This window comes from Pseudovibrio sp. Ad46 (genome assembly GCF_001623065.1).
Lineage (GTDB): Bacteria > Pseudomonadota > Alphaproteobacteria > Rhizobiales > Stappiaceae > Pseudovibrio.
In genome coordinates, this window is record NZ_LMCG01000038.1 from 21,993 (window position 1) to 48,707 (window position 26,715).

Consider the following 26,715-nt stretch of genomic DNA (forward strand, 5'->3'; position numbering starts at 1 on the left):
ATGAAGTGCCTGAAGCTAATAATAAACATAAAAGGGAACAGGGGGCATAAGTGAACCAAGTGGCATCGCCAAATAACGACCTCCGTCAGATCACAAAGGCAAGCAGCTGGGTCGCCGTTGATTGGGGGACCTCCAGTCTTCGCGCATGGCTGATTGACGAAAACGGTGTAACGCAAAACAACGCAAAATCAACGCAAGGTGCGGGAACACTGCAACCTTCTGAATTTGAAGGAGTTTTGCTGGGTCTGATCGGAGACTGGTTACACAGCAACGCAAAACCAACGCAAGTGTTCATTTGCGGCATGGCTGGCAGCCGTCAGGGCTGGCAAGAGGCAGAATATGTGCCTGTGCCAACCAAACTGACAGAACTGCACCAGCATCTGGTTGCACCCAAAACAAGTAATGCCCTCATCCAACCATTCATAGTGCCCGGTCTCTGCCAAAAATCAGAGCAGCAGCCGGATGTTATGCGCGGAGAAGAGACACTCCTGCTCGGCATTCTGGACGAGTTATCCGACAAATCCGGCGTCTTCTGCCTGCCTGGTACCCACAGCAAATGGGTGGAGATGGAAGAGGGGACAGTGACGCGCACCTCCACCTTCCTGAGTGGTGAGTTATTCGCGCTGATCGCCAAACAATCTATCCTGCGCCATTCACTGGACACAGAAGCAGAGCTGGACAGGGATGTCTTCCTCTCCACGCTGGATCAGCTGAAAAATCAGGAAGCTACACTGCTCGGCAACCTGTTTGGTCTGCGCGCCGGACAACTGCTCAACGACACCAGCACACAGGCAGGCGCTTCCAAACTTTCCGCACTTGTTATCGGAACAGAGCTTCTCGACATGCTCGCAAAGTGCGGGGACAACCCACCCAAGCAAGTCCACCTCGTCGGTGGCAGCAAACTCGCTCAAAATTACGCGCTCGCCCTGCAACATCTCGGCTTAACGCCGATCGTGCATGATGCAGACAAAGCAGCGCTCAAAGGACTTTCCGCCGTCAGACAAGGGGCACTCAATGACAACAGTTAAACAAACACCAGAGCGCAACCTCATGGCTATCCTCCGTGGAGTAAAGCCTGCTGAGATTTTGGATATTGTGAAAGTGCTTATAGAAGCAGGATTTTCACAAATTGAAGTGCCGCTCAATTCGCCAGAGGCACTCAAGTCTATCACCATGGCACAAGACAAGTTCGGCAAGTTATCCGCCATCGGCGCGGGGACAGTTCTCACCGCAGAGCAAGTCAAACAGGTTCGCGCAGCAGGCGGAACCTTCATCGTTTCTCCCAACTACGATGAAGACGTTATCCGCACCACCAAAGCAGAAGGCATGGCCTCCTATCCGGGAGTTCTCACCCCGTCAGAATGCTTTGCCGCGCTGAAGGCAGGGGCTGATGCACTCAAGATCTTCCCGGCCTTTCAGGTGGGAGTAAAAGGCATTCAGGCAGTGCGTGCAGTCCTGCCAAAAGAAACTCTGGTCTACGCCGTTGGCGGTGTCGGCCCTGCGGAATTTGCGCAGTATGTGGAAGCAGGCTGTCAGGGCTTCGGCATGGCAAGTAACCTGTACAAACCGGGCTTTACAGCGGTGCAGGTTTCTGAAAACGCAAAAGAAATGGTTGCAGCATACGATGCGCTCAAACTCGGAGAGAGTGCATGAGTGAGCCCTATGTTTTCGCTAAAACAGAATGCAGCTTAGGGGAGGGCCCTCTTTGGAGCGCCCGCCATGACGCGCTGTTTTGGGTGGACATCAACAATCATCTGGTGCTGAAAAAGGGTATAACCGGCGACCTTGAGACATGGAAGTTCGATGAGCCGGTCTCCGCCTTTGCGCAGATCCCAAGCAGCGATGACTTCATGTTATCCTCTGCAACAGGTCTGTATCGCTGGTCCCCGGGAACGCACAGTCGCAACCTTATCCTCCCTGTCGAGGACCAAAACCCCATCACCCGCTCCAACGACGCCCGCACCGACCGTACCGGTGGGTTCTGGATTTCCTCCATGGGACACAAAGCAGAAAAAGGCGCAGGTAGCCTTTATCGTTTTTTCAAAGGGGAATTAGCGAAGGTTGCCAGCGACATCACAATCCCGAATTCCCTTTGTTTCTCGCCAGATGGGGACACTGCGTACTTTTCAGACACGGTGACATCTCAGATCATCAAATGGTCACTAAATGCGCAAACTGGCCTGCCAGAAGGGCCCGCGGAGATATTTGCTGATATCTCCGGGACAGGATTTGGCCCCGACGGTTCCGTGGTTGATGCTGAGGGATATCTCTGGAACGCTCAATGGGGCGGATACAGAGTCGTTCGCTATAAACCTGATGGAATGGTGGATCGCATTATTGAGATTGACGCAAGTCAGGTATCTTGTCCTGCGTTTGGTGGGGCCGACTACAAAACGCTGTTCATTACCACGGCTCGCGAAAACCTGAGTGAGGAGCAATTGGCGAAAGAGCCTCTCGCTGGATCGGTTTTTGCAGTCCCTATTGATACTCCAGGTCTGCCGGACCCTGAACTACAAATGTGATCTCATGAGCGATAAGAAACACTTAGGTATCTGTTACTACCCAGAACATTGGTCAGAGGACTTATGGCAGCAAGACGCCAAAGAAATGGCCGAACTGGGCATTACCTATGTGCGCATCGCTGAGTTCGCCTGGTCTCGCATAGAGCCGGAACCAGGGCGTTTCTCATGGGATTGGCTGGACAGCGCAATTGAGACTCTCGCAAGTGCGGGGCTCAAGATCGTGATGTGCACCCCAACCGCCACCCCGCCGCGCTGGATGGTGGATAAACACCCGGACATGCTCGCCGTTGACGAGAACGGCCACCCCCGAAAATTCGGCAGCCGCCGCCACTACTGCTTCTCCCACGAAGGCTACCGCTGGGAATCCCGCCGGATCACAGAAATCCTCGCTGAGCGATACGGTAATCACCCCTCTGTCGCAGCTTGGCAAACCGACAATGAGTACGGCTGTCATGAGACAGTCCGCTCTTGGTCTGGCTCCGCCCACAAGGCCTTCCAACTCTGGCTGGCGCAAAAGTACGGCAATATCAAAGCCTTGAATGAGGCTTGGGGCAACGTGTTCTGGTCAATGGAATACAACAGCTTTGAGCAGGTCGATCTGCCAAACCTGACGGTGACAGAGAGTAACCCATCTCATAGGCTTGATTTCAAACGGTTTTCATCAGATCAAGTCGCTGAATTCAATGGTGAGCAAGTCGATATCCTGCGCAAGCTCTCTCCGGGCCGCGCAATCCTCCATAACTTCATGGGCAACACGTTTTCCTTCGATCACTACAAAGTCGGAGACCAGCTCGATATCTCCAGCTGGGATTGCTATCCCCTTGGGTTCCACAGCCAATATCAGATGGAAAACCCGCAGGGCACACCTGATGGCTACTGGGAAGACTATTTCCAGCAAGGCGATCCCGATTATCAGGCCTTCCACCACGACCTTTACAGACAAGCTGGTCATGGCCGCCTCTGGATCATGGAGCTGCAACCCGGCCCCGTGAATTGGGCACCGTATAACCCAATCCCACTGAAGGGAATGGTGCGCTTGTGGAGCTGGGAAGCTTTCGCCCATGGTGCTGAAACCACAAGCTATTTCCGCTGGCGACAGGCCCCATTCGCACAGGAGCAAATGCATGCAGGGCTCAAGCAGACCGATAATAAGCCTGCGCAGGCTTATGTCGAAGCCGCTCAGGTTGCCCGCGAAATTGAGGAGCTGGGCGCATTCACCCCGTCAGAAGCTCCTGTTGCACTCATTGTTGACTACGAAAGTCACTGGGCACACGAAACTCAGCAGCAGGGTCAAGACTTTAGCTACTTCCGTCTCGTCCTCTCCTACTACCGCGCGCTGAGACAAAAGGGTGTTGATGTAGAAGTCATCAGACCAGCCTCTCAGGACTTATCCCCCTACAAGCTGGTCATTGTCCCCGCCCTTTATGCAATGAGCGAGGAACTCTCAGAAAACCTCAAAGCCTACATCGAGTTCGGCGGTGTCGTCCTCGGTGGTCCCCGATTGGCTCAGAAAGACAAGAACTACCAGATCTCTCAAAAGACCCTTCATCTTCCTGAACCCTTTGAAGGCGTTGAGGTTCTGCGCGTCAGCACCAGCCCGATAAAGTTCGCGACACCAGTCTCAGACCTGGCAGATCAGGAACGCGGCAAAGCCTACGTCTGGCAAGAAGAGGTCACCACCGGCTTGCCAATCCTGTTCGAAGACGAGAGCGGTCAACCGATCTTCATGGGCGAAAACAACATCTACTACGTCTCCGCCTGGGCCGACCCAACACTCATGGGCGCCATTTTGGATGAGGTCTTCAAACCTGCCAAAATTGATAAGGTGGAATTGCCGAGCGGATTGAGAAGAAGCAAAACATCTGCCGGCACTTTCTACTATAACTATTCGAAAAATAAGATGAATTTGAAAGCGCTGCGTCTCGCTGATGCAGCGGAATTGGATGGATTGGAGCTGCCTCCAGCAGGGGTTGCTCTGGTTCGGGAAGGAACTGAAGAGCTATGACTGAAGCTCCAAAAACAAAACTCCGCTCACAAGAGTGGTTTGACTCGCCAGACGATCCGGGCATGACCGCACTGTATCTGGAGCGCTACCTGAATTACGGCATTACGCGTGAAGAGCTTCAGTCAGGCCGACCGATTATCGGTATTGCCCAGACGGGGTCCGATTTATCCCCGTGCAACCGCCACCATCTGGTGCTGGCAGAGCGCGTGCGCGAAGGCATCCGCGAAATGGGCGGCATCTGCTTCGAGTTTCCTGTTCATCCTATTCAGGAAACCGGCAAACGCCCAACCGCAGCGCTTGATCGCAACCTTGCTTATCTCGGGCTTGTCGAAACGCTCTACGGTTATCCGCTCGATGGTGTTGTTTTGACCATCGGCTGTGACAAGACCACGCCAGCGCTGCTCATGGCCGCCGCAACCGTCAACATTCCCGCCATCTGCCTGACTGTTGGGCCTATGCTCAATGGGTATCACAAGGGGGAGCGTGTTGGCTCCGGCACGGTAATCTGGAAAGCCCGCAAGATGTTGGCGACTGGAGAGATCGACTACAAAGAGTTCATGGAAATGGCCGCAGACTCTGCGCCATCCGTCGGCTACTGCAACACCATGGGCACTGCCTCAACCATGAACTCACTTGCAGAAGCTCTGGGCATGAGCCTGCCAGGTTGCGCGTCTATCCCCGCGCCATATCGCGAACGTGGCCAGATCTCCTATGAGACCGGTAAGCGGATCGTGCAGATGGTGCATGACGATCAAAAGCCGTCAGATGTCCTCACACGCAAGGCGTTTGAAAACGCAATTGCAGTGAACTCGGCCATCGGCGGTTCAACCAATGCGCCAATACATATCAATGCTATCGCACGACATATCGGCGTTGAGCTGCACAACGATGATTGGCAGAACCTAGGCCATAAAATCCCACTGCTTGCCAACGTTCAACCGGCTGGGGCTTACCTTTCAGAAGAGTTCCATCGTGCAGGCGGTATACCGGGCATCTTCTCAGAGCTGATGAAACACGACCACATCCATAAAGATGCTGTCACTGTTTCAGGAAAGACCACAGGTGAAATCTACGACGAGAGCACAGTCGCCGACTACGACGTGATCTACCCCTATGATAAGCCGATGATGAAAGACGCCGGGTTCCTCAACCTCAAAGGCAATCTTTTCAAATCTGCAATCATGAAAACCTCTGTGATTTCAAAGGATTTCAGAGAGCGTTATCTGTCTAATCCAGATGACTTGGATGCTTTTGAAGGTAAGGTCGTGGTGTTTGACGGTCCTGAAGAATACCACCACAACATCAACAATGAGGCTCTTGGCATTGACGCCAACACAATCCTCGTCATTCGCGGATCTGGCCCGATCGGCTATCCGGGCGGTGCTGAGGTTGTCAACATGCAGCCGCCGGATGAGCTCTTGAAGCAAGGCATTGATGCACTGCCATGTATCGGTGATGGTCGCCAGTCAGGCACCTCCGGCTCTCCCTCTATCCTCAACGCATCCCCGGAAGCCGCCGTCATGGGTGGTCTCGCTTTGTTGCGTAACGGAGATATTGTTCGCCTTGATCTGAACAAGGGGGAAGCGAATGTGCTGATCTCTGAGGAGGAGCTGGCGAAGCGAAAGCAGGAACTGGCTGAAAGTGGTGGCTATGAATTCCCAGAGCATCAAACGCCGTGGCAGGAAATCCAGCGCGGTATCGTAGATCAGTTTGATGAAGGCATGGTGCTGAAGCCAGCCGTTAAATACCAGCGCATCGCGCAAAAAGGTCTACCGCGTCATAGTCATTGATTGTGGTTCAAAACGAAAAAGCCGCCTCAGTTTGAGGCGGCTTTTCTGTTGTTTAAGAACAGCTTAGTCTTCTGTCGCAGCCAGCAGGCTCGCATTGCCACCAGACGCCGTTGTGTCAATGCAGAGGTGACGTTCCAGCTGATAACGCTCAGGCTGGTTACGCTCCATAATCAGCTGCATCAATGCACCCTCACGTTCGGCAAGCTCAGCCTTCATTTCCTTCAGCTCTTGCTCAGCGTGGTTCGCTGCAATGGCATCAACACCTTGAAGCTCTTTCAGTGCACCAACGGCCAGATTGCCTTCCAATGCGACGATTGGAGCGGAAAGAGTGCGCAGCTTCACAGCCAGTTTCTCAGCGTCTTGTCCAACAGCAATCACGCCGTTGCCAGCTGCCAAAGCCAGAACCACTTGATGGTTCAGGCTTTCTGTATCCGGGCCAAGGCAAAGCACGGTGCCGCGTGGTGCAGCATAAAGGCGGTTGGATTCACCGGTTGGTCCAGGCATGTTGTGCGCGTGATCAGCCGCAACACGGTTCAGCAGACCTGTTTCCTTCTCAAACAGAGTTGCCAGCTCGGTGAAGCGACCGAAATTACCTTCCCACGTGCTGGTGCGTAATGCCCCTCGCGCTTTAAAGATATCCTCGGCGGAGACGGTTTTGCTCAGCTCCACACTGGTCGCCGCTGACGTGTCTGCAAGACGGAAACGAGCCACATAGTGAGGACCACCTGCTTTTGGGCCAGTACCAGACAGACCTTCACCACCGAATGGCTGAGATCCAACAATCGCGCCAATCTGGTTGCGGTTTACATAAAGGTTGCCCACCTTCACGCGCTCCACAATATGCTGAACACGGCTATCCACACGGGTATGCAGACCAAATGTCAGACCGAACTCTTTTGTATTGATTGCGTCAATCGTCTGGTCGATCTCTTCTGCTTTGAAGGTTGCAATGTGCAGAACAGGACCAAAGATTTCCTCGTCCAGCTCTTCGATGCCGTCCAGCTTGATCAGAGTTGGTGCAATGAAGTGGCCTTTGGTTGGTGCCTTCATCTGTTTGATAATGCGACTTTTTTCAGCCCACTTCTCACAGTGTGCAGCAATCTTCTTCTGTGCAGCTGCATCAATCACCGGACCAACATCCGTTGACAAGGCTGCAGGATCGCCCAGTTCCAACTCACTCATGGCACCCAAGAGCATCGCTTTGAAATCTTCAAAGATATCTTCCTGAACATAAAGCATACGCAGCGCAGAACAACGCTGACCCGCACTTTGGAAGCTGGAAGCAATCACATCACGAACAGCCTGCTCAGGCAGTGCCGTGGAGTCCACGATCATAGCGTTAAGGCCACCAGTTTCCGCGATCAGCGGTGCAGATGGAGCAAGCGCTTTTGCCATAGCACGGTTGATGTGCTGCGCAGTCCCAGTAGACCCGGTAAAGCAAACACCAGCCACACGGCTGTCAGATGTGAGTGCTGCGCCAACTTCGCCAGCACCCGGCAGCAACTGCAGAGCCTCAACAGGAATGCCAGCCTTGTGCATCAGTCCAACAGCAAACGTTGCGATCAGTGGTGTCTGTGGCGCAGGCTTGGCAAGCACTGGGTTGCCAGCTGCCAGAGCTGCAAAAATCTGACCCGAGAAAATCGCAAGCGGGAAGTTCCAGGGAGAGATACAGGTGATTGGACCACGAAGGCCGCCTTTACCATCACGCTCATCAAGACGGATCGCTTCGTTCGCGTAGTAGCGTGCAAAGTCTACCGCTTCACGCAGTTCGTTGATGGCATCCATGTAGGTTTTGCCAGCTTCACGGGTGAGCAGAGCAAAGATTTCAGGAGCATTTTCTTCAAACAGATCTGCCGCTTTGCGCAGAATAACAGCGCGGTCTTCAGCACTCTTGTCTGCCCATTCAGGGCAACCGTTATGTGCGGTAGTCAAAGCCGCTTCAATCTGCTCAGGCGTCGCGGTCGCCACACTACCAACAACATCCCGCAGATCCGCAGGGTTTTTCACGCTCACCGCTTCAGCGTTCTTGACGGAAGCTGCAATGACAGGATGGCCGTTCCACTTGGTTGCTGAGAAGGATTTCAGGTTCTCAACATACTCAGCTTCCTGGCGCGGATCACTCAGATCCCAGCCCTTTGCGTTTTTACGTCCTGCGCCGTAAAGCGCAGGTGGGAGAGGGATCTTGGAGTTGGCAACATGCTCGCCATACTTTTCGATATGCGCCAGTGGATCCTGTGCAATCGCCTCTGGTGTCACATTCTCATCGCGGATCTGGTGAACGAAGGAACTGTTCGCTCCATTTTCCAAGAGGCGGCGAACCAAATAAGCCAGCAGATCTTTGTGTGCGCCAACCGGAGCATAGATGCGGCAATTGGAGCCGTGTTTCTTCATGGTGCGCTCATGAAGCGCTTCGCCCATGCCATGCAGACGCTGGAACTCATAGGAGCTTAGTGGAAGATTTTTTCCCAGCTCCAGAATGGTTGCAACACTGTGCGCATTGTGAGTTGCGAACTGCGGATAGATCCGGTCTGTCATACTCAGCAGTTTTTCAGCACAAGCGGTATAGGAGATATCAGTGGATACCTTGCGGGTGAAGACCGGATAGCCATCAATACCAAGGGTCTGCGCACGTTTGATCTCGCTGTCCCAGTAAGCACCCTTCACGAGGCGCACCATGATCTTGCGATCATACTTCTCAGCAACCGCATAGAGCCAGTCGATCACGTGAGTTGCACGTGGTCCAAACGCCTGTACAACAATACCGAAACCGTCCCAGCCCTCAGTTGCAGGATCCGCCAGCAACGCTTCAATCACATCAAGGGATATGTCGAGGCGATCCGCTTCTTCTGCATCAATGTTGAAGCCCATATTGGAAGATTTCGCCAGCATGATAAGGGAGAGGGTGCGAGGCACCAGCTCTTTCATCACACGTTCGCGCTTGGCAAACTCATAGCGTGGGTGCAGAGCAGAAAGCTTGACTGAAATGCCTGGGTTTTCGCGAATGCTTGCTTTCGTGCAATTGCTGGAAAGCGCGGTAATCGCTTTTGAGTAGGACAGATGATAGCGCTTCGCATCAGCCTCGGTCCGGGCAGCTTCGCCAAGCATGTCGTAGGAGTAGGTGAAGCCGTTGCCTTCTTCCGCACGCGCATTGCGCATTGCTTCACGGATGGTACGGCCAAGAACGAACTGGCGACCTAGTTCTTTCATCGCCTGCGCAACAGCAGTACGAACCACAGGCTCACCAAGGCGCTTCACAACACCGCGAATGGTGCCAACGAGCCCCTGATCATCTTGCGCCAGAACCTTACCAGTCAGCAGCAATGCCCATGTGGAAGCGTTGATCAGAGTGGAAGAAGACTGACCCAGGTGCTCTCCCCAGGCACTTGGAGTAATCTTATCCGCAATCAACGCATCAATTGTCTGGGCATCAGGCACGCGAAGCAAAGCTTCTGCAAGGCACATCAGCGCGATGCCTTCCTGAGTTGAGAGGCCGTATTCGCCGAGAAAACTCTCCATGATTGTTGGAGAGGTGTTCGCTCGCAAATCTGAGATCAAATCTGCTGCCTTGTCAGATGCCCGCTTGCGCGCAGCCTCATCCATTTGCAGGGATGAAATGAGCTCCTGAACAACCTGATTTTCATCAGGAAGGTAGTTGTCTCTGATTTTGTTGCGGATGATCTCCGGCGTAGCCTCTGATCCCATGCCATGCTCCCTACTGCTAAATACCTATTTTTGTTGAAGTGACATTAGCAAAATACCTATAGGGATGTTTCCTGTATTTTTTGATGGTAAAGACTAATCGACTTTGATATTGAGACTGTATGGTCTTTATGAGTAAGAAAATGGCATATCATGGAGAAATTGGACGACTTTGATCGTAAGATTGTGGAAGAATTACAAAAATGCGGGCGCATCACTGTCACTGACCTTGCGAAAAAGGTAGGCCTTTCTAAAACGCCTTGCCAAATTCGCATGAAGAAGTTGGAGGATGCGGGATACATTCTTGGCTATCGGGCAGAAGTCGATCACACCAAGTTAGGTGCTGGTCATATCGCGTTTGTACAGGTCAAACTTAACGACACGCGCTCACGCTCACTGGAAGCTTTCAACGCAGCTGCGCGGGAAATCCCAGAGATCGAAGAATGCCACATGATTGCAAGCGGATTTGATTACCTGCTGAAAGTGCGAACCAAGGATATCGGAAGTTATCGCCGCGTACTGGGAGAAAAACTCTCTGAAATGCCTTATGTAGCGCAGACATCCACATTCGTTTGTATGGAGCAAGTCAAAGACAGGCCGTTCTAGTCGACACCACGCTGCATGTAGTGTGCGTTCGCTCCATATGCTCTGAGTTTATCCTTGAGTAGTTGTTCGTGCACTGCTCGAAAGCCACGTGCCCGCCAGAATTCATTGGCGGTGTCCAGAGCAACCAGCGCAAACGTGTTGATGTAAAGACTGCGGGCGACCTGGCTCAACTGCTCAAGAACAGCTCGGGCTGCGCCAATGCCTTGTGACTCCGGCAGCAGGGCTATGTCGTGAATATAATAGACTTCGGCCTTGAAGGGCAGGGAGCCCAGTAAGCTGGAGAGCGGTGGGATACTGCGATTTTCCCATGGATGAGAGATGATGTAGCCGAGGATGGCGTCTCTATCGTTTTGTCGCAGCACCTGACAGCCATGAGGAAACAGTCGCACACGTTCCCGAATACAGTCGATATCCTCCGGCAAATGCGGATAGGTCTGCTGCATGATCTGGTCGATCTCGTGCAGGTCGTCTTCTTGCATCTGGTGCCAGCTAAAATTCTCCATGGCGGTGCTGCATTTCTCACTAATCAGGCTTCTTGCTCATCATCCGGCAGCACAATACGCTCAGGCTTGTGATCTGTCATCGTCAACATTCTCCATCCCATCACAGCAAACAGAATTGTCAGGAGGGGGCTGACGATGTTGAAGAAGGCAAATCCAGCAAATGCCAGCGTTGGAACACCAAGTGTAGCCGCCATATAAGCGCCACAGCTGTTCCATGGAATAAGAGCAGACGTCACTGTTGCACTATCCCCAACCGCACGGGACAGAACCTCAGGCCGCAATCGGCGTTGACGGAAAGACTTGCGGTACATCCGGCCCGGAATAACGATCGCAATGTACTGGTCGGCCGCCAGAATGTTAGTCGCGATTGCGGTTGAAACCAGCGACAACACCAGCGCACCAGTGGTTTTAGCTGCGTGTAGGATTGGGCCGATAATCCGGTCCAGAATACCAGCTTTCTCAACCACCCCACCAAACGCCAAAGCTGTCATGATCAACCAGATGGTCGTCAGCATATTGCCCATGCCACCACGGCTCAGCAGTGCATCAATAGAAGGGTCTCCTGTCACGCTCACATAACCGTTAGACATGGCGATCCAGACGCCTTTGATCACCTCCAGTGTGTAGGGCAGCGCCGGAGAGGCAGCAAGGCCAACCACTTTGTCTGGGGCCATGATGACTGCATAAAGACCGCCCGCCAATGCACCAATAAAGATGGTCGTAAACGGCGGGTAGCGGACAATTGCCAGTCCCAAAACCAGCAGGAGCGGAAGGAAATTGAGCAGGGTAATGTCGTAATGCTGCTCAATGCTGGTCAACGTGCCTTGTGCGACAAAGTCTCCGGGTTCTCCGAGCCACCAGAAGAGGGCTAGCGAAATGATGAGAGCAGGTATTGACGTCCAGAGATTTTCTTTGATGTGAGTGTAAAGATTGGATCCCGCCGCCGCAGTTGCCAGATTAGTTGCATCAGAAAGTGGAGAGGACTTATCTCCGAAGTAAGCGCCCGATAGGATAGCGCCGGCAGTGATAGCCGGATCGAGGCCCATCTTTGTTGAAATCCCCATCAAACCGATGCCAATGGTTCCTGCTACAGTCCACGAGCTACCGATGCTGACTGAAACAAGGGCACAAATAATGACGGTCGTGAAGTAGAAGTAATTCGGGCTAAGGAGCTGTAATCCATAATAAACCATCGCCATGATGGTGCCGGACATAGCCCATGTGCCGATCAACGAGCCCACTGCAAATAAAATGAAGATCGCATGAAGGCCGGTGCTCACGCTATCAACGACAGCATCCTTCAGTTCATCAAAGTGAAAACCATGAAACAGCGCCACAAAGCTGGCGATCAGGGCACAAAACAAGAGCGCAATCTGGTTTGGTCCTGAGGAGGCTTCATCTCCAAACAGATAGTAGGAAAGCGCAAGCAAGATGACAAGCGAGGCAACGGGAATGATCGCTCCGGCAAGCGACATTTTTTGAGAAGATGGGGCTGGCACTTTGGCCATATGCAATTCGTCCTTTGTGTTCCTGTTGTTTTTGATGGGCAAAATGAAGCCCAAGGACAATCAAATGCATTTGAAAACAGGAACGCCCCAAAGCTCACTCAGCGTCGGGGCGTCCATCTCAGTAAAACGTGGTGTCACCAGCCGCTGTGGTAATCGAAGTCCCTTTCTCTCCCAAAATTGCTTGAGGAACTTCAGAGAGCGTGCATATGACGGATTTCTTGTCGGTTTGCCGAGCAAAAGTCTGTGCTGCTTCTACCTTTGGTCCCATAGAACCTGCAGCAAAACCGTATGCATCCAGTGCATCCGGAGAAGCCGATTTGATTGCGCGTTGGCTCGGGGTACCCCAATCCAGATAAACGGCATCCGCATCTGTCGCCATAATGTAGACGTCAGCATCAATCTCTTTGGCAAGAAGGCCTGAACACCGGTCTTTATCGATCACACATTCCACACCAACGAGCTTCTTTTCTTCGTTGTACATAGTTGGAATGCCGCCCCCACCAGCTGCGATGACAAGTACATCATGGTCCAGAAGCCACTTGATAGGCCGGATCTCAAAGATGTGTTTGGGTAATGGACTTGGCACAACGCGCCGCCACTTATCTCCATCTTCTCGAATGGACCAGCCTTTCTCATCGGCAAGTCTCTCCGCTTCTTCTTTGGAATAAAGCGGACCGATGGGCTTTGTTGGATCTTTGAAAGCCGGATCGTTCGGATCAACCTCAACCTGCGTGAGGATCGTGGCAAATGGCTTTTCAAAGGGCAGGAGGTTCCCAAGTTCCTGCTCGATCATGTAGCCAATCATGCCAACTGTTTCAGCACCCAGCACATCCAGAGGGTAGGCCTCAACCTGCTCGTAAGCAGCACCTTGCAGAGCCAGCAAGCCGACCTGAGGGCCATTCCCGTGCGTGATGACCACCTCATGACCATCATCATAAAGTGGCGCCAGCGCTTCTGCGGCGATCCGCGCATTCTTTCGTTGGTTTTCGGCAGTCATTGCCTCTCCACGCCGGAGAAGGGCATTTCCGCCAAGAGCGACGACAACACGCATTATCGGCCTCCAATCGTCGCAACCATGATGGCTTTAATTGTGTGGAGCCGGTTTTCAGCTTGCTCAAACGCCAGATTTCGATCTGATTCAAAGACATCTTCAGTCACTTCCATCTCGGAGATACCGAACTTCTGGAAGATCTCTTCACCCACCTTAGTTTCCCGGTTATGGAAGGCTGGCAGACAATGCATGAAGAATGTGTTCGGGTTGCCGGTGCCTTCAATCAAGGCCTTGTTGACCTGATAGTCACGCAGCAACTTGATCCGGCTGTCCCAGACATCCGGCGGCTCACCCATGGAGACCCAGACATCTGTATGGATGAAGTCAACACCCTCAGTACCTTCTTTGACATCATCCGTAATTGTGATGCGTGCACCATACCGTTTTGCATTGAGTTCGGCTGCTTTCAGCACATGCGGTTCAGGGTGCAGCTCTTGCGGGCCAATAATGCGAACATCACAGCCACATAGAGCGCCCAGCATCAGCAAAGAGTTGCCCATGTTGTTGCGGGCATCGCCCAGATAGGCAAAGGAAATCTCATGCAACGGCTTGGGGCTGTGTTCGGTCATTGTCAACATGTCAGCGAGCATCTGGGTTGGATGCCAGTCATCAGTCAAACCGTTATAGACCGGGACGCCAGAGTACTCGGCGAGAGTCTCAACGGCCTTTTGCCCGGAACCGCGAAACTCAATGGCATCGAACATCCGACCCAGCACACGTGCGGTATCCTTCATGGACTCCTTGTGGCCGATCTGAGAGCCGGATGGATCCAGGTAGGTGACATGTGCTCCCTGATCGTGAGCGGCAACCTCGAAAGCGCAACGGGTACGGGTAGAGGTTTTTTCGAAGATCAGGCAGATGTTCTTATCGACAAGCGTCTGCCGTTCTGTTCCAGAGTATTTGGCTCGCTTGAGATCACGGGCCAGATCCAGCATGTAAAGCACTTCGCGTTGGCTGAAGTCTTTGAGCTTGAGGTAACTGCGACCTTTCAGATTGAAAGCCATTTTCCTTACTCTCCATCTCTTGGATGTTTTTATTGTTCAACGGAGTTTGAAAAGACTAGAACTCCACGGCGTCACGCACTGTCGGACAGGTCATGCAGTGTCCACCACCGCGACCACGACCCAGTTCAGACCCGTCAATGGCGATGACTTCCACACCGGCTCGTTGGAGTTTTGAGTTTGTGTAGGTGTTTCGGCGATACCCAACCACGACACCAGGTTCGAGGCAGACAACGTTGTTGCCATCATCCCATTGCTCGCGTTCCTGATCATAAGCATTGCCGCCTGTGGTCACCACATGCAACTTCTGCATACCCAGCGCATTGGCGATGACATCGAACAGATGTCCTTCATCCTGCCTGTAATCGACACTCTCGGGTTTGTCTCCAGGACGGATCGAGAAGCAGATGATCTCATCACAAACGCCTGAGAACGCTGTTGCTTTGTCGCGATCAAGAAGGGTGAAAACAGTGTCCAAGTGCATCGCTGCACGGCTCTTTGGCATCTGGCAGGCAATGACGCGAGTTGCTGCCTTATTGCGGAAGAGGGCACGCGCCACTTGGCCGACAGCTTGAGGTGTGGTGCGCTCACCCATCCCAATTAAAACAACCCCATTGCCGATTGGCATGACGTCGCCGCCTTCCACGGTAGATTCATGGAAGTCCTCATCCGGATCACCCCACCAGAAATTGACCTTGCCCTTGAAATGAGGGTGGAATTTGTAAATTGCAGTGGTGAGGAGCGTCTCGTTCTGGCGCGCCTGCCAGAACATCGGATTAAGCGTAACGCCGTTATAGATCCAGCAGGTCGTATCGCGGGTGAACAAGGTATTCGGTAAGGGTGGAATGACAAAGTCGTTCGGGTCCAGATAACTCCCAAACACACCTGTTGGTTTGAACCCTAATTCACACCGCGCAATGCCGCCAATCAGATGATCCGCGAGGAACTTCTCGGGCTGCTCGTAAAGCCAGGCCCGCAGGTCCTCGGCCATGCCATAGCCAACGCGATTGTGTGTGATACGCCGTTCCAGCACCCACTTACGAGCTTCCTGATCCTCCAGCGTCTCTTTCAGAAGATTGTGCATCTCCAGCACATTCACACCGCGCTCTTCCATTCTGAGGCAGAAGTCGTAGTGGTGTTTTTGCGCTTCTCGAACCCAGATCACATCATCAAACAGCAACTCCTGACAGTTGCCGGGCGTAAGGCGCATATGCGCAAGCCCGGGACGGCAAACCATCACTTCTTTCAGTTTGCCAACTTCCGAATGAACACCAAATTCAGTCATGTTGCAGACTCCGTTCCAGAATTCTTGTTTGTGAGAGATCAGTGTCTCTATGTTTGGTTCAGAGGTTTGATTTGTGCGGCGCAGAGGCATGCTTGCCTCTGCGAAGATTGGAGAAACCGCCTCTAAACGCTGAGCGACAGCGCGAGTGAGATCAAAACGAACAGAATGATCACGAGCGGGATGGCAAACCGAAGCCACTTGTCATAAGGCACGCGCCCAATCGCAAGGCCGCCCATCACAACGGCAAAGGTAGGGTTGAACAGGTTCAACAGCCCACTGGCGGATTGGAAGGCTGTGACCACATATTCTGCCCCTACATTGGAGAACCCTGCTAGCGGGGCCATAATCGGCATGGACAACACAGCAAGGCCTGAGGAAGAGGGCACGAAGAACGACAGCACCAGTTCCAGCCAGAACATCACATTGATGAAGGCAACTTTGCTCAGCCCACTGACGGCCTGCTCGGACCAGTAAAGGATCGTATCGGTAATTGAACCAGCATCCATCACCACAACGATACCGCGTGCAACCCCGATGATCAGCGCGACACCAAGCAGATCACGTGCACCATCCAGGAAGTTGTCGACGAACTCGTGTTCACCTTGTCGGGCAACGATCCCCACGAGAATAGAGGCAGCAAGGAAGAGGGCAGCCATTTCGCCCATCCACCAGCCAAGAACAGCAACGCCGTAGATCAACAGGCCGAATGTGACGACGAAGATCGTCATGATCCAACCGTGCTTCGCCGTGAAATCGGGAATGTCGTCCGTTGAGACACCTTGCAGGAAGTGTTTTTCGTTTTCATCCTTCATTTCGGAAACAAGGGAAGAAGTGTGATCAGCCTTCACCTTTGCAGCGTAACGCATGACCCAAGCCACACAGACTAGCCAACCAACAATCAAGATAAGGAAGCGAAGACCGATGCCGTCTGTAAAAGGCACACCAGCTGCATTAGAGGCGATGACGGTTGCAAACGGGTTGATCGTTGAGCCAAGCGTTCCGATGCCTGCACCCAAAAGAATAACGGCAACACCCGTCATAGAGTCATAACCAGCGCGGATCATCACGGGAATGATGAGCGCGTAAAACGCAAGGCTTTCCTCCGCCATCCCATAGATCGTGCCCCCGGCTGCAAAGAAGGCCATCAGTATGGGGATCATCAAGTTCTCTCGCCCCTTCAATCCCGTCATAATCTTGGCGATCCCTGCATCAATTGCTCCTGTTCGGGTCACAACCATCAGGAAGCCACCAATCACAAGAACAAAGACCGCAACATCGATTGCATTTGCCGTGTAGGAGATCGGGTCATAAAGACCTGCAATTGGAGCCATAAAGACTTCAACAGGGCCTTGAGGATTAGCCTCTACCAGATGATAGGTGCCGGGGACCGGCACTTCCTTGTCGAGGATTGGGTTGATCACCCGATCGTACTTACCAGCAGGAACGAACCAGGTTGCAATCGCAACGAGAATGATGAGGGCAAATAGAATTGTAAACGCAGTAGGAAACTTGAACTTCGACATTTGCTTTTCCGCTTGGTTATGTGTCGAATGTAAACATGCTCCTGCTACCTAATATCTATGCGTATACTTGCGTCAACATGTCTTGTGTTTCTTGATTAAGCGTCATTGCAAATAAAATATTGTGAAGTGTTGGGAAGTTTTTAAGTAAAGTTGAAGATGATGTTCAAGGTGATCTAACTAAGTTGCAACAAACAACCTACGATAGCGTAAGGCAAACTATTGCAAATCATCTGCTTCTGTCAGATGTTGCATGCGAAAGACATAAATCACGAAATTACAGTGAGTTAACTGAACGAAAAGGACTTCAGAGAAAACTCAATAACATGCAAACTAGTTTTTCCGGGTCGTAATAAGGAACCGAATGCGTGCTTGTCAGGTCAGCACCAATCAGGGAAATGCCCTGTGCTTCCAGCTCAGCCCAATCAAATTCAGCAGCATGTTTTTCATCTGTGACGACAAAATTGAGTAGCTTGTCTGTTGGCGTATCTTCCCCCGCATCAGCGCGCAGATGTTTCAGGAGTGCATCCACCGTCTCATTCGGGCTCATCCCGAATTGCTCAGGATCATTGCCGAGGTTGGGGACATACACTTTCGGGTTTGGGCTACGTGCAATAGACTTGCCTACGCCCTTTGGCAGAAGGTTTGCAATCAGGCTGCTGTGAAAGCTTCCCGGAGGATAGCAGATCATGTCTGCAGTCTCGATAAGATGCTGCTTTTTAGGAGAGACCTCAATCTCCACCGGATCACCTCCAGCCAGAGAACGGGTCAGATAGGTCCGTTTAATCCTGCTTGCAATGGGCGAGGTTTCTTTGCCAGTCATCTTATGCTGGCCCACAATGATCTCACCAGAATCTAGTTCAACAGCCAGATGCAAACGTGCATCAACAGTCGCCAGAACCGTGCCGAGTGTGTTCACCAGTTTTGAAAACAGGAAGATAATCGGGTCAAGCTTCTGATTGTTGTTCAGATACCCACCGGCAAGGATTAGGTTTCCGATGCTGGCGCCTCTCAAATCGAAGTCTGATGGCATCGCATCATGAAAAAATGCCAGCTGATGCCGGATCAGGCGTCGCATTGGATTGGGAACCCGTGCGATCAGCTGATCATGCCCTTCCAACAAATCCACCAGTTCCCCGTGCAAGTCCTCAAGAGAAGCCGTTTTTGGAAACCTATGTGTGAAAAGACGGTAGATCTCGGACTGCCCAAGAACGCTTTCATCTGCCAGTGCAATCAAGCGTGAGCGCAGATCTCCAATTGCAGGCATACCAAAGGCATGACGCAAAACAGCAGAACTTCCACCGCTATCAAACGGCGTCATTAGGTGAATGGAGTTGTGGGTGTACTGCTTCAAAGCGCGAGCTGTTGGATTAAGCGCGCTTCCTCCGCTGAAGAACAAGAGGGCAGGGCCAAGTTCTGGCAGACGCTTGTAGCGACTGATGCGAACAGGATCTGGTAGGTTTAGACCGCGCGTAACACTGAACTGCTGCATAAATGAACTTGCCCGACTGAGTGATTGTCGATCCCTGTTACCATAGGAGATCTATTCCTCTGGTTTACCGCTAAATTGCAGAAACCATTCAACTAAATAAGAAGCATCCCCAAAGAACTCTTGGGATAATGATTAATCTTTAATGCCTCTAAGAAGCATTAAAGTAAATTTCCAATTAGATATATCAGGAATTCAGTAAAAACTCTGTCAAATCAAAAATGAATATTCGTTGCTCATGAACCAGAGAGATGAAAATAAGAGAAAATACCTGTAGTTCTTGTGGGTTTGATGGGTATTCTTGGTATCTGTATTTGACACCGACAAATTCAGAGGATGTAAAGCTCTGGAAATAATAAAAATAGAGAGAATAACATGAGTTCGCAGGCCCGGCCCGTTGCTCAAGCACAAGCTCAAAACACGTTCAAATCCATTCCCCAAGCATTCATGGAATCTGTCGAACGCCTTGCCGACAAACCAGCATACTTTGTTCGTGGGAAAGATGGATGGGAAGCAACGAGCTGGACCGAATATGGCGAGCAGGTACGTAACGCTGCAAAAGCACTGCTCGCACTGGGCGTTAATCCCGGCGATGCCGTTTGTATTTTAAGTTACAATCGTCCTGAATGGACTATCATGGATGTAGCTGCCATGATGATCGGGGCTGTTCCAACGGGCATTTACTGGACAGCCGCCGCTCCTGAAATCAATTACATCCTGCGCCATTCGCAAGGCCGCATCTTGCTTGCTGAAACCAAAGCTCAGCTCAAAGGCATAGGCGAGCAGGCAGAGAATATGCGCCACCTGCGTAAGACCATTCGTTTGGATGGGCGCGTCGAAAATCCAGATCAATACACATGGGCCAGCTTTATGTCCCTGGGTGAGAACAGCCCTGGACTGGATGCTGAGCTTGACCAACGCCTCAATGACATTGTTGCCGAGGACATTGCACTCCAGATTTACACCTCAGGGACAACAGGTCTGCCGAAAGCAGTGCAGATCAGCCATTGCGCAATTCGCACAGAATCTGATGCACTGAATCTGGCCTTCAAACCGACACCGGCTGACCGTTATATTTCCTATCTGCCCATGGCTCATATCGCAGAGCAGTGCGGCACCATCATTCAGGCTTGTGACACTGGCTACCCGGTTTACTACGCTAAGTCCGTGACCAGCCTCGGCGAGCACTTGCCAGAGGTGAGGCCGACTGTAACCTTCGGTGTTCCGAGGATTTTTGAAAAGATCAATGAGAAAGTCGAAAAGCAGCTCAGCAAAGAGAAAGGCTTCAAAGGCAAGCTTATTCAATGGTCTCTTCAAACGAGTAAAGACTGGTACAAAGAAAGCATAAACGGCAAGTCTGCTGGTTTGGTGCTGAACACCAAAAAGAAGATCGCAAACCGCCTCGTGCTCGACAAGATCAAACACAAGATCGGCCTCGACAAAATGCGCATGTTCGTGAGTGGTGGAGCGCCCGTATCTAAGCGTGTTCTGGAGGCCTTTACAGGACTGGATATTGTTATCCGCGAAGTCTATGGCCAGTCAGAGAATTGTGGTGGTGCGACCATCAACATCATTGGAGCAACCCGTCTGGGGTCTGTCGGCAAACCGATGGATGGTGTCATGATCAAAATCGCCGCAGATGGTGAGATCCTCTGCAAGGCAGACACCAACTTCTCTGGTTATGCGCATGACCCTGCCGCAACAGATGAAGCATTACGCGATGGTTGGCTCTACAGCGGTGATATCGGCTATTTCGACAAGGAAGGCTATCTCTTTATCACAGGCCGTAAAAAAGAGCTTATCATCACGTCTGGAGGTAAGAACATCTCGCCTGCGTTGCTTGAGCAAGACCTTATGGAAATTCCTTTTGTCGAATATGCTGTTGTTGCAGGCAACAACCAGAACTTTTTAAGCGCTCTGATCACCGTTGATGGGGCAATGGCACAGCGATTTGCAACCGAGAATAACATTAAACCAGAAGATGTTCTGAAATCAGATCAGTTGCGGAGTGTAATTCAGGCCAGCATCAAAAAAGTGAATGCACGTCATTCGCGGGTTGAACGCATTCGCAAGTTTGAGATCTTACCGGATGGCTTCTCGATCCAGACAGGCGAACTGACGCCAACATTGAAGATCAGGCGTGCTAAAGTGCTCAATAACCATGCTGATGCTCTGGAAGCAATCTATAAGCACGACGATTAAAGCAGGTCCCTGATGTCAGAAACCCCTTGGTCCAGAGGCATGGTCCAAGGGGCTTCCAAGGGATAAAGCAGGGGCCAAAGCTTACCTACTTTTCATCAAGGAACCAGTTTGCTGCATTGTTGTAGCAAATATCCCTGATCATGCCTCCCGCAAGCTCAAAATCACCCGGAATGTGGCCCTTATCCATCCATTCCCCAACGATCCTGCAAAGCAAGCGACGGAAATACTCGTGTCGAGGGAAAGATAGGAACGATCTGCTGTCTGTCAACATGCCGAGGAACTGAGAAAGCAATCCCATCTGCGCAAGTTGTGTCATTTGGCGTTCCATGCCGTCCAGCTGGTCATTGTGCCACCAGCCTGTTCCTGCTTGAATTTTGCCGCCGAAGGAACCGTCCTGGAAATTTCCGGCTGTTGTTACGACAACTTCGTTCTTGGTTGGATCAAGAGAATACAGCACAGTTCTGGGCAATGCTTTTTCACGATCCAAAGTGTCGAGGAACTGGTTGAGTGGATTAGCAAGCTCACGATCATCAATGCCATCACAGCCGACATCTGGCCCAAGAGCCTTGAACATGCGGCTGCGGTTGTTCCGTGTCGCACCAATGTGCATTTGCATGACCCAACCACGTTTGGCGTATTCCTTGCCAAGAAACACCTGAACAGCTGACTGGAATGCAGTCACGTCATCAAGACTTAGAGTTGCTCCGCTTTGTCCCTCTTTGAAGATACGGTTCAGCTCAGTACCGGGCGGAACCGGACAGAACAACATGGAATCCAGACCATGATCTGCCGCACGGCAACCATGTCGGCCAAAGTGATCCAGCCGCACGGAAAGTGCTTCAAGCAGGCGCTCATACTTATCGATATGGAAACCAACGGTTCTGCTGAGTTTCATGATGTAATCAGGAAACGTCGGCTTATTGATCTTAAAGGCCGGGTCAGGCCGGAAGGTAGGCCGAACAACCATTGTAGAGGTTGGATCCTGCGCGATCATCTTATGCCAATGCAGGTCATCACAAGGGTCATCAGTCGTTCCCAGCATCTTCACGTGCTGCATCTGCAACAGGCCACGAGCGGAAAATGGTTTGGTCGCAAGCTTTCCGTTACAAACTTCCCAGACAGTCTCAGCAGACTTCTCTGAGAGGATCACACCCTCCAGCCCAAAGTAGCGATACATCTCCAGATGCGTCCAATGGTACAGCGGGTTCCCAAGAAACTTCGGCATAACAGAAGCGTAGGCGAGGAACTTCTCTTTGAAGCTGGTATCCTTACCGGTGATCAGGCTTTCATCAATCCCGGCCCACCGCATAGCACGCCATTTGTAGTGATCGCCCTCAAGCCAGACGCGGCCAATGTCATCAAAGCGATGGTCTTCAGCAATGGTCTGCGGACATAAGTGGTTGTGGTAGTCCACGATTGGCATTTCAGCTGCATAGTCGTGGTAAAGCCGCTGTGCTGCTTCTGTCTCGAGGAGGAAGTCTTGTCCAAGAAATGGCTGCATCGTTTTTGCCCTGAGGTAGGGGGATTGATCCTGTGACCAATCCCTGAGTATGAGCGTTTGCTCAGCCTGTGGCCGAGCAAGGATTTCCGTAAAACCTAGTCAACCAAATCAGCGACGGCCTGCGCGGCACCTTTTTCTGCCACTGCGCAGTAGGCCTTGTGAACCGCTTTCTTGAACTCATCGTTAGCAACAAGTTCAGATGGGAACACAGAATCCAAGGCAAGCAGAGTATCGACATAGGTTGTTGCGTCGCCGCCGTCTTTGGCGACAATTTCGGCAAGCTTCTCTTTCATCGGATCAACCACTTCGTAGCTTTCGCCATTGCGATCCGCGCGGATGTAGTTCATCCAGCCACCAATACCGAGCACCAGATGACGATAGTCGCCACCATTGGCGAGATGAAACTTCACAGAGTTTAACCAGCGCTGCGGCATCTTCTGTGTTCCATCAGCAGCAATCTGCCAGGTACGGTGTTTCAGTTTGGAGTTGGAATAACGTTTGAGCAATGAGTCAGCGTAGGCCACCAGATCCACATCACCCGGAACATCCAATGTGGGCAATTGTTCATCCACCATCAGCTTGCGCGCTTCTGCGTAAAATACAGGATCGGCAGCGCAATCCGCAATGGTCTCCTTGCCAGCAAGGAAGCCAAGGTAGGCAAGGAAGGAATGAGAGCCGTTCAGAGTGCGAAGCTTCATCTCTTCAAACGGCTCAACATCCGCAACAAGTTGTGCGCCAGCAAGCTCCCACTGTGGTCGTCCAGCTTTGAAGTTGTCTTCAATCACCCACTGACGGAACGGCTCGCATACGATGCCATTCAGATCAATTTGTCCGCCAAGGCTCTTGCGGATTAGGTCTCGGGACTCGTCAGTCAGCGCAGGCACGATGCGGTCCACCATGGTGGATGGAAAAGAGACATTTTCCTCGATCCATGCAGCTAACTCTGCATTCTGCTTGGCCGCAAACTCACGAACGGCAACTCCGCAGAGCACGCCATTATGAGGTAAGTTATCGCAAGACATCACCGTGATAGGGCCGTTGCCAAGCGCCCGACGTTTCGCAAGGCCGGCGACGATCAACCCGATAGCGGTTTGGGGAGCCTCTGGTGCTTTAAGATCCTGCTGGATCATTGGATTGTCCAGATCCAGCTTCCCGTTTGTAACGCAGTAGCCTTTCTCGGTAATGGTGAGAGAAATGACCTTCAGCTGCTCTTCGGCTAGTCCGTCGATCAGTGTTGATACGCCATCGCGTGCTACGTGCTGTGTCTCGCAAACAGCACCGAGGAGCCGGGTATTGGTGCCCTCATCAGCAGTCTCAACCAACGTGTAGAGGTGATCATTCTCTGCAAGTATATCGAACAGATCTGGCGTTCCAAACAACTCAATCACCCGCAAGCCCCAATCACCGCCACCGGCAGCAAGTGTTTCGTGCAGATGCATTGCAACGTGAGCACGGGCAAAGGCACCAAAACCAATATGAGCAATACGCGGCTTTAGTGATGTACGATCATAAGATGGGACAGACACATCACCTGGAAGCGTATTGAGATCGAGTTTCTGAAATTCAAAAGTCATAGGAGGTGGACCTTATCAAAGCTCATTGAGTGAGAAAGTGTGAGTGTCATCCGAAACCTTTTGTCCGTTCACGACCACAGTCGGAACAAGACCATTCGGTGAGCGGCCTTTGATGAAAACGGAAAGTTCTCGTCCATCAATCTCAAGTGAACCGCTGCGGCACAAAGTTAAAATTTGCTCGTTGGAACTGCTGGAAAGAACCATATGCAAGGTGCTGTGCGTGCCATCGAGCCATTTATGGCTGATGCCATCATCTTCAAAAACAGCAAGCTCTCGCTTTCCGGCGCCTTGGAACGGGAAGATCGCCAGGGCTTCAAGATGGCACTCAGTGGTGTTTTTAGCTGTTGGGTTAGCAAGCGGAATGACGGTACCAGCACGCACGAACAGGGGGAGGCGTTCCAAAGGTGCATCAACAACGATGGTCTGTCCGCTCTTGTGATACGCGCCTGTATCGAATTCGTACCAGCCATCGCCATTATCTGGCAGATAAACCTCACGTATTGTCGCTCCTTGCTCAACCACAGAAGCAACCAACAGGTCCTTGCCGAGCAGATAATCATCCGTCTCCGCAAAGGTGCGCGCGTCTCCTTCGTGATCAAGGAATGTTGGGCGCAAAAGCGGCTCATCCATCACATGCATGTCGTGCAGCATGGTGTAGAAATACGGCATCAGATGCTGACGCAGTTGGATGGCATTGCGGATGAGGGGCGTAACTTCCGGATACATCCAGGCTTCATTGACCGTTGCATCATCATTCCACGAATGGATCGTGAAACGCGGATGCATGACGCCATTTTGAACCCAGCGTACAAACAACTCAGGATCAGGACGAGCACCAGAGAAGCCGCCCACATCGTGGCCGACATTGTAGATACCTGACATCGACAGCCCGAGACCCATCTTGATGTTGTATTTCAGGTTGTTCCAGTCAGTTCGGTTATCACCAGTCCACGTCTGTACATAGCGTTGCAAGCCGGGACAGCCACTGCGAGAGATAAGATAAGGGCGCTCTTCCGATGCATACTCCACCTGTGCTTCATAAGAGGCACGCATCATCAGGAAAGAATGAAGCGGACGAATGAGCCCGACGTCAATCTCTTCACCAAACCCCTGACAGCGAGCAGAGAAATCCCAGATCTCATACTCGTTGTTGTCGTTCCAGGTAGAACCGATACCGCGCTCAAGCAACTGCTCGGTGACGTTGGCTTTCCACCAACTCACAGTATCCGGATTGGTGAAGTCGAGGTGAGAACCTTCATCATCCCAGAACAGAGACCGCTCTGGCTGATCAACCTCACTGTCTTGAATGAACAGGCCTTTCGCTGCCACATCACCATACATAGGATGGTCCTGTAGTAGACATGGCTTGATGTTCGCAGCGAGATGAACGCCAGCATCCAGAAACTTTGAGGTCATGGCCTTTGGATCAGGACATTTCTCGTAGTTCCAGTTGAACACATAGCGTTTGGAGCCAATCGATGTGTAACCGGAGGAGAGCTGGAAACTATCGCAAGGAATGGCGTGCTCTTTGATCAGATCAACAAAGCCTTCCAACTGTTCCTGCGCATTCTCCGCATCGGTGTAATACATGGTCGAGCCGGAATACCCGAGGCTCCATTTCGGCGGGAAGATATGCTTGCCAGTCAGCCAAACCTGCGTCTTGGTCACCTCCAGTAGGGAAGGGCCGAGCATAAAATAATAGTCCAGATCTCCGTCTTCAGCACGGTATGATCTGTAAGGCTGATGATAGTTGTCGATCTCATTGCCAAGATCAAACCAGCAGCTCGCAAGATTGTCGTAGAACACCCCATAAGAGACGCCAGAACCGGTGCGTGTCAGCGTAAACGGCAGATGCTTGTAAAGTGGGTCGGTGGTCTCTGCATCATACCCCATCGCATCCAGATTACGCATTTCGTAGCGGCGACCATTGCGCAGCAGATTGCCAGCTTTTTCACCGAGGCCATAAATCCGGTCATCTGCAGATTGGCTGAAGAAATGCGAGTTCTTGTGGTCTTTGACGCCTAGCATATAAGCGCCTGTAGGCCGTTCGCTGGCGATAACCTGGTATGACCCGTCTTCGCTTTTTGCCTCCCAGATTATCTGAAGCGGCGTTTTCACGCAGACGCGTAAAGCCCGCGTCTCCAGTGTAAGTGTGTCCTCTGCAAGCTCTTGCTTAAACTCTGGCAGCGAAAAGCCTTCGACAGAAAGACGAGACCGGCCTTCAAGCGGTACCGGTGTTTCTGCCGGAGTGATGGACCATGTTCGTCCTTGCCGGAACTCACTATTCTTGCGCAAAAGAACCCGAACAAGCTTGTCTTCAAGAACGAACAGAGAAAGCAGATGCTTGTTATCTACAAGCAGGTCAACCCGGTTCTGTTCGGTCTCGATGTAGGACCACTTACCTAGCGTTTTCATTATGCTTCAACCAGTTTTGTTGGGTGTTGTTATGGTTGCAAAGT

The 26,715-nt window shown here is 51.8% G+C and carries 18 protein-coding genes; 7 read left to right on the forward strand and 11 right to left on the reverse strand.

What is annotated here, in order from left to right; translation table 11 throughout:
- Nucleotides 1–50: 50 nt before the first annotated feature.
- Genes PsAD46_RS06720 through PsAD46_RS06740 form a run of 5 tightly spaced genes read left to right on the forward strand, consistent with a single transcriptional unit; the run spans nt 51 to nt 6,317 of the window.
- Nucleotides 51–1,028, forward strand: coding sequence for a 2-dehydro-3-deoxygalactonokinase (locus PsAD46_RS06720; RefSeq protein ID WP_208981707.1), 978 nt, complete (start codon nt 51–53; stop codon nt 1,026–1,028).
- Nucleotides 1,015–1,653, forward strand: a complete 639-nt coding sequence (locus PsAD46_RS06725; protein WP_063301360.1) for a 2-dehydro-3-deoxy-6-phosphogalactonate aldolase — start codon at nt 1,015–1,017, stop codon at nt 1,651–1,653. Before PsAD46_RS06720 ends, PsAD46_RS06725 begins: the two co-directional genes overlap by 14 nt.
- Entirely contained in the window at nt 1,650–2,522 is an 873-nt protein-coding gene (locus tag PsAD46_RS06730) for an SMP-30/gluconolactonase/LRE family protein (protein ID WP_063301359.1), read from the forward strand. The genes PsAD46_RS06725 and PsAD46_RS06730 overlap by 4 nt, the downstream gene beginning before the upstream one ends.
- 4 nt (nt 2,523–2,526) lie before the next feature.
- Nucleotides 2,527–4,527 carry a beta-galactosidase gene (locus tag PsAD46_RS06735; RefSeq protein ID WP_063301358.1) on the forward strand — a complete coding sequence of 667 codons (2,001 nt, stop codon included), beginning with the start codon at nt 2,527–2,529 and terminating at the stop codon, nt 4,525–4,527.
- Nucleotides 4,524–6,317: an IlvD/Edd family dehydratase gene (locus tag PsAD46_RS06740; RefSeq protein ID WP_063290748.1), complete on the forward strand. Its 1,794-nt coding sequence runs from the start codon at nt 4,524–4,526 to the stop codon at nt 6,315–6,317. The genes PsAD46_RS06735 and PsAD46_RS06740 overlap by 4 nt, the downstream gene beginning before the upstream one ends.
- Before the next feature lie 63 nt (nt 6,318–6,380).
- On the opposite strand, the gene putA is transcribed toward PsAD46_RS06740, so the two are convergent.
- Nucleotides 6,381–10,019, reverse strand: a complete 3,639-nt coding sequence (gene putA / locus PsAD46_RS06745) for a bifunctional proline dehydrogenase/L-glutamate gamma-semialdehyde dehydrogenase PutA (RefSeq protein ID WP_063306445.1) — start codon at nt 10,017–10,019, stop codon at nt 6,381–6,383.
- A 150-nt stretch (nt 10,020–10,169) separates the two neighbouring features.
- On the opposite strand from putA, the gene PsAD46_RS06750 reads away from it, so the two are divergent.
- Nucleotides 10,170–10,622 (forward strand): Lrp/AsnC ligand binding domain-containing protein, encoded by a 453-nt coding sequence (locus tag PsAD46_RS06750; RefSeq protein WP_063290746.1) that lies wholly within the window; start codon nt 10,170–10,172, stop codon nt 10,620–10,622.
- Here the strand turns inward: PsAD46_RS06750 and PsAD46_RS06755 are convergent.
- The 7 genes from PsAD46_RS06755 to PsAD46_RS06785 form a co-directional block, all read right to left on the reverse strand.
- A complete protein-coding gene (locus PsAD46_RS06755; RefSeq protein WP_063290745.1) occupies nt 10,619–11,125 on the reverse strand; it encodes a GNAT family N-acetyltransferase in 507 nt (168 codons plus the stop codon). The two genes, PsAD46_RS06750 and PsAD46_RS06755, sit on opposite strands and share 4 nt — an antisense overlap.
- A 23-nt stretch (nt 11,126–11,148) precedes the next feature.
- Entirely contained in the window at nt 11,149–12,633 is a 1,485-nt protein-coding gene (nhaC, locus tag PsAD46_RS06760; RefSeq protein WP_063306465.1) for a Na+/H+ antiporter NhaC, read from the reverse strand.
- Nucleotides 12,634–12,751: 118 nt separating this feature from the next.
- Nucleotides 12,752–13,684 carry a carbamate kinase gene (gene arcC / locus PsAD46_RS06765; RefSeq protein ID WP_063290744.1) on the reverse strand — a complete coding sequence of 311 codons (933 nt, stop codon included), beginning with the start codon at nt 13,682–13,684 and terminating at the stop codon, nt 12,752–12,754.
- Complete coding sequence (gene argF, locus PsAD46_RS06770; protein WP_063286926.1) at nt 13,684–14,688, reverse strand: ornithine carbamoyltransferase; 1,005 nt, start codon at nt 14,686–14,688, stop codon at nt 13,684–13,686. The genes arcC and argF overlap by 1 nt, the downstream gene beginning before the upstream one ends.
- Nucleotides 14,689–14,743: 55 nt before the next feature.
- Nucleotides 14,744–15,970, reverse strand: a complete 1,227-nt coding sequence (gene arcA, locus PsAD46_RS06775; protein WP_063290799.1) for an arginine deiminase — start codon at nt 15,968–15,970, stop codon at nt 14,744–14,746.
- A gap of 122 nt (nt 15,971–16,092) precedes the next feature.
- Complete coding sequence (locus tag PsAD46_RS06780; RefSeq protein WP_057464770.1) at nt 16,093–17,493, reverse strand: YfcC family protein; 1,401 nt, start codon at nt 17,491–17,493, stop codon at nt 16,093–16,095.
- A 304-nt stretch (nt 17,494–17,797) separates the two neighbouring features.
- Nucleotides 17,798–18,982 carry a GAK system CofD-like protein gene (locus tag PsAD46_RS06785; protein ID WP_063290743.1) on the reverse strand — a complete coding sequence of 395 codons (1,185 nt, stop codon included), beginning with the start codon at nt 18,980–18,982 and terminating at the stop codon, nt 17,798–17,800.
- 372 nt (nt 18,983–19,354) lie between these two features.
- Between PsAD46_RS06785 and PsAD46_RS06790 the strand changes: the two genes are divergently transcribed.
- Nucleotides 19,355–21,181 carry a long-chain fatty acid--CoA ligase gene (locus PsAD46_RS06790; RefSeq protein WP_063306446.1) on the forward strand — a complete coding sequence of 609 codons (1,827 nt, stop codon included), beginning with the start codon at nt 19,355–19,357 and terminating at the stop codon, nt 21,179–21,181.
- 85 nt (nt 21,182–21,266) lie between these two features.
- Here PsAD46_RS06790 and uxaC read toward each other — a convergent pair whose 3' ends face one another.
- The 3 genes from uxaC to PsAD46_RS06805 all read right to left on the reverse strand — a co-directional run bounded on the left by uxaC (nt 21,267) and on the right by PsAD46_RS06805 (nt 26,671).
- Complete coding sequence (gene uxaC / locus PsAD46_RS06795) at nt 21,267–22,682, reverse strand: glucuronate isomerase (RefSeq protein ID WP_063290741.1); 1,416 nt, start codon at nt 22,680–22,682, stop codon at nt 21,267–21,269.
- Nucleotides 22,683–22,777: 95 nt separating this feature from the next.
- Nucleotides 22,778–24,256: a mannitol dehydrogenase family protein gene (locus PsAD46_RS06800; protein ID WP_063290740.1), complete on the reverse strand. Its 1,479-nt coding sequence runs from the start codon at nt 24,254–24,256 to the stop codon at nt 22,778–22,780.
- Nucleotides 24,257–24,271: 15 nt separating this feature from the next.
- Complete coding sequence (locus PsAD46_RS06805) at nt 24,272–26,671, reverse strand: glycoside hydrolase family 31 protein (RefSeq protein ID WP_063306447.1); 2,400 nt, start codon at nt 26,669–26,671, stop codon at nt 24,272–24,274.
- Nucleotides 26,672–26,715: the final 44 nt, after the last annotated feature.

Bases quoted from the DNA above. Each gene is read 5' to 3' on its own strand.
- PsAD46_RS06725 (WP_063301360.1), top strand. From the start codon at position 1,015: ATGACAACAGTTAAACAAACACCAGAGCGCAACCTCATGGCTATCCTC.
- PsAD46_RS06730 (WP_063301359.1), top strand. From the start codon at position 1,650: ATGAGTGAGCCCTATGTTTTCGCTAAAACAGAATGCAGCTTAGGGGAG.
- PsAD46_RS06735 (WP_063301358.1), top strand. From the start codon at position 2,527: ATGAGCGATAAGAAACACTTAGGTATCTGTTACTACCCAGAACATTGG.
- PsAD46_RS06740 (WP_063290748.1), top strand. From the start codon at position 4,524: ATGACTGAAGCTCCAAAAACAAAACTCCGCTCACAAGAGTGGTTTGAC.
- putA (WP_063306445.1), bottom strand. From the start codon at position 10,019: ATGGGATCAGAGGCTACGCCGGAGATCATCCGCAACAAAATCAGAGAC.
- PsAD46_RS06750 (WP_063290746.1), top strand. From the start codon at position 10,170: ATGGAGAAATTGGACGACTTTGATCGTAAGATTGTGGAAGAATTACAA.
- PsAD46_RS06755 (WP_063290745.1), bottom strand. From the start codon at position 11,125: ATGGAGAATTTTAGCTGGCACCAGATGCAAGAAGACGACCTGCACGAG.
- nhaC (WP_063306465.1), bottom strand. From the start codon at position 12,633: ATGGCCAAAGTGCCAGCCCCATCTTCTCAAAAAATGTCGCTTGCCGGA.
- arcC (WP_063290744.1), bottom strand. From the start codon at position 13,684: ATGCGTGTTGTCGTCGCTCTTGGCGGAAATGCCCTTCTCCGGCGTGGA.
- argF (WP_063286926.1), bottom strand. From the start codon at position 14,688: ATGGCTTTCAATCTGAAAGGTCGCAGTTACCTCAAGCTCAAAGACTTC.
- arcA (WP_063290799.1), bottom strand. From the start codon at position 15,970: ATGACTGAATTTGGTGTTCATTCGGAAGTTGGCAAACTGAAAGAAGTG.
- PsAD46_RS06780 (WP_057464770.1), bottom strand. From the start codon at position 17,493: ATGTCGAAGTTCAAGTTTCCTACTGCGTTTACAATTCTATTTGCCCTC.
- PsAD46_RS06785 (WP_063290743.1), bottom strand. From the start codon at position 18,982: ATGCAGCAGTTCAGTGTTACGCGCGGTCTAAACCTACCAGATCCTGTT.
- PsAD46_RS06790 (WP_063306446.1), top strand. From the start codon at position 19,355: ATGAGTTCGCAGGCCCGGCCCGTTGCTCAAGCACAAGCTCAAAACACG.
- uxaC (WP_063290741.1), bottom strand. From the start codon at position 22,682: ATGCAGCCATTTCTTGGACAAGACTTCCTCCTCGAGACAGAAGCAGCA.
- PsAD46_RS06800 (WP_063290740.1), bottom strand. From the start codon at position 24,256: ATGACTTTTGAATTTCAGAAACTCGATCTCAATACGCTTCCAGGTGAT.
- PsAD46_RS06805 (WP_063306447.1), bottom strand. From the start codon at position 26,671: ATGAAAACGCTAGGTAAGTGGTCCTACATCGAGACCGAACAGAACCGG.